This is a genomic window from Streptomyces triticisoli (assembly GCF_003270085.1).
GTDB lineage: Bacteria > Actinomycetota > Actinomycetes > Streptomycetales > Streptomycetaceae > Streptomyces > Streptomyces triticisoli.
In genome coordinates, this window is record NZ_QFDQ01000258.1 from 1 (window position 1) to 6714 (window position 6714).

General features: G+C 72.4%; 6 protein-coding genes. 3 read left to right on the plus strand and 3 right to left on the minus strand.

Going from position 1 to position 6714, the window contains the following annotated elements; all coding sequences use genetic code 11:
- Window positions 1-60: 60 nt before the first annotated feature.
- The 3 genes from DEP02_RS29795 to DEP02_RS29805 form a co-directional block, all read right to left on the minus strand.
- Window positions 61-1296 (minus strand): DUF5667 domain-containing protein, encoded by a 1236-nt coding sequence (locus DEP02_RS29795; protein WP_112470789.1) that lies wholly within the window; start codon window positions 1294-1296, stop codon window positions 61-63.
- A 233-nt stretch (window positions 1297-1529) separates the two neighbouring features.
- Window positions 1530-2351, minus strand: a complete 822-nt coding sequence (locus tag DEP02_RS29800; RefSeq protein WP_112470790.1) for an ECF subfamily RNA polymerase sigma factor, BldN family — start codon at window positions 2349-2351, stop codon at window positions 1530-1532.
- Between the two features lie 726 nt (window positions 2352-3077).
- A complete protein-coding gene (locus DEP02_RS29805) occupies window positions 3078-4004 on the minus strand; it encodes an HAD family hydrolase (protein ID WP_112470794.1) in 927 nt (308 codons plus the stop codon).
- Window positions 4005-4118: 114 nt separating this feature from the next.
- Here DEP02_RS29805 and DEP02_RS29810 point away from each other — a divergent pair, with 114 nt between their 5' ends.
- The 3 genes from DEP02_RS29810 to DEP02_RS29820 form a co-directional block, all read left to right on the plus strand.
- Entirely contained in the window at window positions 4119-4394 is a 276-nt protein-coding gene (locus tag DEP02_RS29810) for a glutaredoxin family protein (protein ID WP_232839334.1), read from the plus strand.
- A gap of 322 nt (window positions 4395-4716) precedes the next feature.
- Window positions 4717-5481: a redox-sensing transcriptional repressor Rex gene (locus DEP02_RS29815; protein ID WP_112470792.1), complete on the plus strand. Its 765-nt coding sequence runs from the start codon at window positions 4717-4719 to the stop codon at window positions 5479-5481.
- A partial coding sequence (locus DEP02_RS29820; RefSeq protein ID WP_112470793.1) for a glutamyl-tRNA reductase occupies window positions 5478-6714 on the plus strand: 1237 nt, incomplete at its 3' end. The genes DEP02_RS29815 and DEP02_RS29820, both read left to right, overlap by 4 nt.

Sequence of the window (6714 nt, forward strand, 5' to 3'; positions counted from 1 at the left end):
CCTACGGCGGCGGGGGTGCCCCTCGGTGAGAGGGGCACCCCCGCCGCCGTAGTCGTACGGCTACTTGGCGTCCTCCGCCTCGATGCCGAGGCCGGGCAGCAGGCCCGGGAGCAGGGGAGGGATGGTCACCTCGGGGCCGCTGGGGGCCGACCTGCTCGCGGACGGTGCGGTGCTGCCGCTGGGCTTGGGCGGATCGAGCAGGTCGCCGGTGCTGCCGCCGATCAGGCCCTCGCCCTCGCCGCCGGCCGACTTGCTGGGGCCGGTGGTGCCGGGGTGGTGGCTGCCGGAGGAGGCGTCGCCGCCGGTGCTGGGCTGGGCGGACGGGCCGGTGCCGGAGGCGCCGGGGGACGGCGTCGGGCCGGTTCGGTGCCGCTTGTCGTCGCCGGCGCCCGGCGTGGCGGGCTGGGGCAGCAGCGACTGCAGCGGCGCGACCTCTTCGTCTATGGCGTCGAACACCGACGACACCTGCTGACTGACGTCCCCGAGCTGCACGGGCAGTTGGTCGCGCAGCTCGCCCCAGGCCCCGCGGTGGGTCCGGGAGAAGGCGGAGAGGGCCTGGATGGGGCCCAGGGAGTCGGGGTCGCGCTCGTACGCCTCGTGCAGCAGGCGGTGGCCCTCGGCCGCGTCGTGCCGCATCCCGGACAGGGCGCGGCGGATCTCACCGAGCGACTCGTGGTCGAGGTGGCCGCCGCGGCCGCGCTCCATCAGCCTGCGGGCCTCGCTCAGCCGGGTGGAGGCCAGATCGAGGTAGGCCTGGCCCTGCTCGTCGGCGCCGTCGGTCAGGTAGGTGAGCTTGAAGTCCTCGATGCCGCGCTTGAGGCCGTACAGGGAGTCACCGGGGAGGGCGTCGGAGCTGGCAGCGGCCACTCCTCCGAAGGTCCCGGCGGCCACCCCGAGGCTGAGCCCGCCGGCGGCCAGTGACTTGCCCAGCCGCGTGTGCGGCCGGAGTTTCCCCAGGCCACTCGCCCGGTGGGCACCCCGCGCACGGTGTGCACGCTGTCCCGGAACTGATGGGTCCGTCGCCTCGCCCGCGGTGCCCTCCTGCAGCATGGCCTCCATCGCGGCCACCAGGCGGGCCCGCTGGACGGCCTTGACCTCGGGGTCCAGCTCCGGCCGGGGCAGCGCGCCCAGACCGGTGGCGAGGGCCAGCAGACGGCCCTGCTCGGTCTGGGCCGCGGCAGCCGGGTCCGGTGCCGGTCCTTCGGACTGCTCGGCCGCCGTGCCCTGGTCGGACAGCTCCTCCAGGGCCTGGGCGAAGGCGTTCGCCCGCCGGTGCGCCGATACGTTCGCGATCACTGGCGGCACCTCCTCTCGTCATGACGGTCGACTCCCCGGGTGTCCTGAGGGTTGCACGTCCACGGCCGAGTCCACACGAACGAGTGATCAGGGTTGGCCAAGGCGTGACCGCAGGGAGCCTCTATCCCGCACAACGAGCGGCTCGGCACTTGGGTTACGGACGGCACAGGATCCGTTGGAGAAGTCAACGTGCCTCTGCAGAGGGTGAGTTGGGGTGGCCGAGTGTGGGCGGATCAGCGGACGTCGTCCGGGAGGAGCCGGGCCAGAGTGCGTACGGCCCGGTACTGGAGGGTCTTGATGGCGCCCTCGTTCTTGCCCATCACACGGGCGGTCTCGGCGACGGACAGGCCCTGCAGGAAGCGGAGCGTGACGCACTCCTGCTGCTGGGGGTTGAGCCGTCGCACGGCGTCCAGGAGGGCGGCGTTGGACAGGGACTCCAGGACGGAGTCCTCCGGTGAGCGCTCGACCTCGTTGGCGTCGAGCATCTCACCGGTGGTGACCTCGAGACGGAAGCGGCTGGACTTGAAGTGGTCGGCGACCAGGTTGCGGGCGATGGTGACCAGCCAGGCGCCGAAGTCGCGCCCCTGCCAGGTGAAGGTGCCGATACGGCGCAGGGCGCGCAGAAAGGTCTCACTGGTGAGGTCCTCGGCGGTCGCCCTGCCGCCGACGCGGTAGTAGATGTACCGGTACACGGTGTCGCTGTACTGGTCGTAGAGGCGGCCGAAGGCGTCGGCCTCGCCGGCCTGGGCGCGCTCCACGAGCTCCATCATCCGGGCGCTGTCGCTGTCCGCGGCCGGGCGCCGGACGGTGGTCCCCGCGGCACGCCCTCGTCTGCCGGCCGTCCGCGTCTCCCCCGTCCGACGCCCCTCGACGACGGTGCGGTGGGCCGGCCCCTGCTCCATGCTGCCGGCCAGCGCGTAGCACGGGCCCGCGGGTGCGGCCGTGGCGAATGCGGGGCCGGCGTACGCGGTGGGGACGAGGTCGCGCAGCAGGTCCAGGACCGTTGCGCGGAGCGTGGCCAGGCCCGAGGCGTCAACCCCGACGTGTGGGTACACGGGACTCCCAGAGGCAGAGCTTCCATCACGTGCAGTGCGGGACCTTTCACCCGTCGTAGCGACGGAGGGGTACCGGTTTGCGTCTGAGGAGAATAACGCTTCGTACAGAGCCCGCTACACCGAGTTGCTCAAATCACCGATTACGTCGCTTCCGTAACCGATTGATGTCCGGTGGCGTACCGGAGAGTGACCGTTTTCTGATCGATCCAGTCCGGCTTCGGTGTGAGTCCGGGACGCATCCTGGCGGTGCACCGCCAACCCGAGTGCCCTGGCCGACCACGTCGGCATGGGCGCAGGGGGAGAGCTGAGGGGCAGGCGGTGCCCCGTTCCCGGCGCGCGCCGCCGCCGGGCCGAGGCCGGGAGGATCCCTGGTCGCCGAAGCCCGTGGGCTCAGGCCGGTGGTGAAACCCGTGCGGGCCGTGGTCGGCGGTGGGTCCGTGAGGGTCGTGGCCGGCAGCGGGTCCCAAGAGCGTGATCGGCGTGGAGGTCCGCGGGCGTGATCGGCGCGGAGGTCCGCGGGTGTGGCCGGTGCCAGGCCACGGGTATGGCCGGTGCCGGGCCGGGGGGAAGCGGCGCGGAGGTCCGCGGGTGTGGCCGGTGCCGGGCTACGGGTGTGGCCGGTGCCGGGCCGGGGGGAAGCGGCGCGGAGGTCCGCGGGTGTGGCCGGTGCCAGGCCACGGGTATGGCCGGTGCCGGGCCGGGGGGAAGCGGCGCGGAGGCGCCGGTTTATCGGCGGCGGCGGTGGAGGGCGATGGCCGCCGCTGTGCCGCCGGCGACCGCTCCGACGCCCGCCGCCGCGGGGATGCCGACCTTGGCGGCCTTGCGGCCGGTGCGGTAGTCGCGCAGGCGCCAGTCCATTTCGCGGGCGTGGCGGCGGAGCTTGGCGTCGGGGTTGATGGCGTAGGGGTGGCCGACCAGGGACAGCATGGGAATGTCGTTGTGGGAGTCGCTGTAGGCGGCGCAGCGGGAGAGGTCCAGGCCCTCCGCGGCGGCCAGGGCGCGTACCGCCTCCGCCTTCGCGGGCCCGTGCAGCGGCTCGCCGACCAGGCGGCCGGTGTAGACGCCGTCGACGGACTCCGCGACCGTGCCCAGCGCGCCGGTCAGGCCCAGGCGGCGGGCGATGACCTGCGCGATCTCCACCGGCGCGGCCGTGACCAGCCACACCTTCTGGCCGGCGTCCAGGTGGGCCTGGGCGAGCGCGCGCGTGCCGGGCCAGATCCGCTCGGCCATGTACTCGTCGTAGATCTCCTCGCCGATCGACTTCAGCTCGGAGACCCGGTGGCCCTGCACGATCGACAGCGCCGAGTCGCGCGCGTCCTGCATGTGCTCGGGGTCCTCCACCCCGGCCAGCCGGAACCACGCCTGCTGCCAGGCGAACTTGGCGAGTTCACGCGTGTCGAAGAACTTCCGCTTGTACAGGCCGCGGCCGAAGTGGAACAGCGCGGCGCCCTGCATGACGGTGTTGTCCAGGTCGAAGAACGCGGCGGCCCGGTCGTCCCCGTGCACCGGGAACTCCTCCCCCTTGTCGGGGGACGGCGGGACTTCCGCCTCCTGGGAGGACTTGCGTGCTGCCTCCGCCGAGGCCTCGCCTGCCAGCACGCTGCGCGCCGTGGCGGAACGCCTACGGGGGGTGAGCCATCCTAGAGCGGCCATGGCGCTGAGCATAGCCAGGTTGTTCGGTGGTTCCGGAATCGTGACGTTGGAAGGGCGTGAACTCTCGGTGACGGTGGGGTTCCGTGGGCGCGTGACCGGGTGAGAATGGCCGACATGAGTCCCATCTTCCGCCGTAAGTCCCCCGATCCCCGGAATCGGCTCGTCACCCTGGTCCGTAAGCCGGGCTGTCACCTGTGCGACGACGCGCAGGCCGTCGTGGAGAAGGTGTGCGCCGACCTCGGCGTCCCCTGGGAGCAGAAGGACATCACCGAGGACCGGGAACTGCACGACCGGTACTGGGAGCAGATCCCCGTCGTGCTCGTCGACGGGGAGCAGCACACCTTCTGGCGTGTGAACGAGGAGCGGCTGCGCAAGGCGCTCACGGGCTGACGCCCGGCGGCCGATCGTCGCTGATCAACACTGACCGAGGAGTTCAAAACGGCCGGAAGTCGCTTAGGATCGATGGCGACTTGGTCTCGGGGGCGGTGATCGTAGAGGAGAGTGTGCGGTTTTGCCCCCAGCAAGAGAGGGACAGAGGTGCGTGTGCGCCGGTTCCACACACCTGCGCCGGGGGCGCGTGACCCCGGTCACGTTGGCCGGACAAATCGGACACCATCTTTGTGCACGCGTTCACAAAGACATAGCCTGCTGTCGACGGGGCGGTCTGGGGACGTACGACCGCCTGCAGCCCCGCTCTACCCGCAGGAGCACCGTGGCAACTGGCCGAACTCACCGACCGGCGACCCGTAGCCGAGGGATTCCCGAGGCCACCGTCGCCCGTCTTCCGCTGTACCTCCGCGCGCTGACCGCGCTGTCCGAGCGCTCGGTCCCCACGGTCTCCTCCGAGGAACTCGCGGCCGCGGCGGGGGTCAACTCCGCCAAGCTGCGCAAGGACTTCTCCTACCTCGGCTCCTACGGGACCCGCGGGGTGGGGTACGACGTCGAGTATCTCGTGTACCAGATCTCCCGCGAACTGGGCCTGACCCAGGACTGGCCGGTTGTGATCGTCGGTATCGGAAACCTCGGCGCCGCCCTCGCCAACTACGGCGGCTTCGCCTCCCGCGGCTTCCGTATCGCCGCGCTCATCGACGCCGACCCGGCCCTGACCGGGAAGCCCGTCGCCGGCATCCCGGTCCAGCACGCCGACGAGCTGGAGAGGATCATCCGGGACAACGGCGTCTCGATCGGCGTGATCTCGACCCCCGCGGGCGCCGCCCAGCCGGTCTGCGACCGGCTCGTGGCCGCCGGCGTCACCTCCATCCTGAACTTCGCGCCGACCGTGCTGACCGTCCCGGACGGCGTCGACGTACGCAAGGTCGACCTCTCCATCGAGCTGCAGATCCTCGCCTTCCACGAACAGCGCAAGGCCGGTGAGGAGACCGTCGGCGAGGGCGCCCTTCCGCGGACCGCCGCGGGCCGCGACGAGTCCGCCGACCAGGGACCTGACGGGGACATGCCCGCCGTGATGCAGGCATGAGCCTTCTCGTCGTCGGACTGAGTCACCGCAGTGCCCCGGTCAGCCTCCTGGAGCGCGCCTCGCTGAGCGCGGACGACCAGGTCAAGCTGGCCCAGGACACGGTCGCCGCCGAGCCGGCCACCGAGGCCGCCGTGCTGGCCACCTGCAACCGCATCGAGCTGTACGCCGACGTGGACAAGTTCCACGCCGGTGTCGCCGAGCTGTCCACGCTGCTCGCCCAGCACAGCGGGGTCGGCCTGGAGGAGCTCACCCCCCACCTCTACGTGCACTACGAGGACCGGGCCGTCCACCACCTGTTCTCGGTGGCCTGCGGCCTGGACTCGATGGTCGTCGGTGAGGGGCAGATCCTCGGCCAGATCAAGGACTCCCTGGCCCGCGCCCAGGAGCTGCACACCGCCGGACGGCTGCTGAACGACCTGTTCCAGCAGGCCCTGCGGGTGGGCAAGCGCGCCCACTCCGAGACCGGCATCGACCGCGCCGGGCAGTCCCTGGTCACCTTCGGCCTGGAACAGCTGTCCACGGGCGCGGACGTACAGGCCTGGGCGCACGGCAAGAAGGCCCTGGTCATCGGCGCCGGTTCGATGTCGTCGCTGGCCGCCGCCACGCTCGCCCGGGCCGGTGTCGCCGAGGTCGTGATCGCCAACCGTACGCAGGACCGCGCCGAGCGCCTCGTGCAGATCCTCACCGAGGGCGACGACGCGGCCGTACGGGCCCGCGCGGTACCCATGGACGCCGTACCGGACGAGCTGACACGTGCAGACGTCGCCATCTCCTGCACCGGCGCGACGGGACTCGTCCTGAGCGCCGAGACGATCGCCGCCGCGGTCGCGGGCCGCACCGGCGCGCCCGCCGCCGTCGCCGAAGCCGACGCCGAGCGGCACGACAGCGGTCGTACGACGGTGGGGGCGGACGTCCGCGAGACCCCGCTGCCGCCGGCCGGCGCGGGCGCCGAGGAGGGCTGCCCGCCGGCCCCGGTCGTGGCCGAGCCCGGCTTCTCCCTGATGGGCGAGGCCGCCGTCGCCGGCATGGACGCCGCCACTCTGGAGCAGCACGGCACCTGGGTCGGTGAGGGCACCTCCCTGCTCGAACGGAGCGGGGAGGCCGGGGGAGGCGCCGCCGACCGCCGCGACTCCGCCCGTGCGGGCGCCGAGGCCGACGCCGAGCTGATCACCGCGCTCGCCGCGACCGCGGCCACCGTCGGCCGCGTCCCCGAGCGCCGCAGGCCCGAGCGGT

Bases quoted from the DNA above. Each gene is read 5' to 3' on its own strand.
- DEP02_RS29810 (WP_232839334.1), top strand. From the start codon at position 4,119: ATGAGTCCCATCTTCCGCCGTAAGTCCCCCGATCCCCGGAATCGGCTC.
- DEP02_RS29805 (WP_112470794.1), bottom strand. From the start codon at position 4,004: ATGGCCGCTCTAGGATGGCTCACCCCCCGTAGGCGTTCCGCCACGGCG.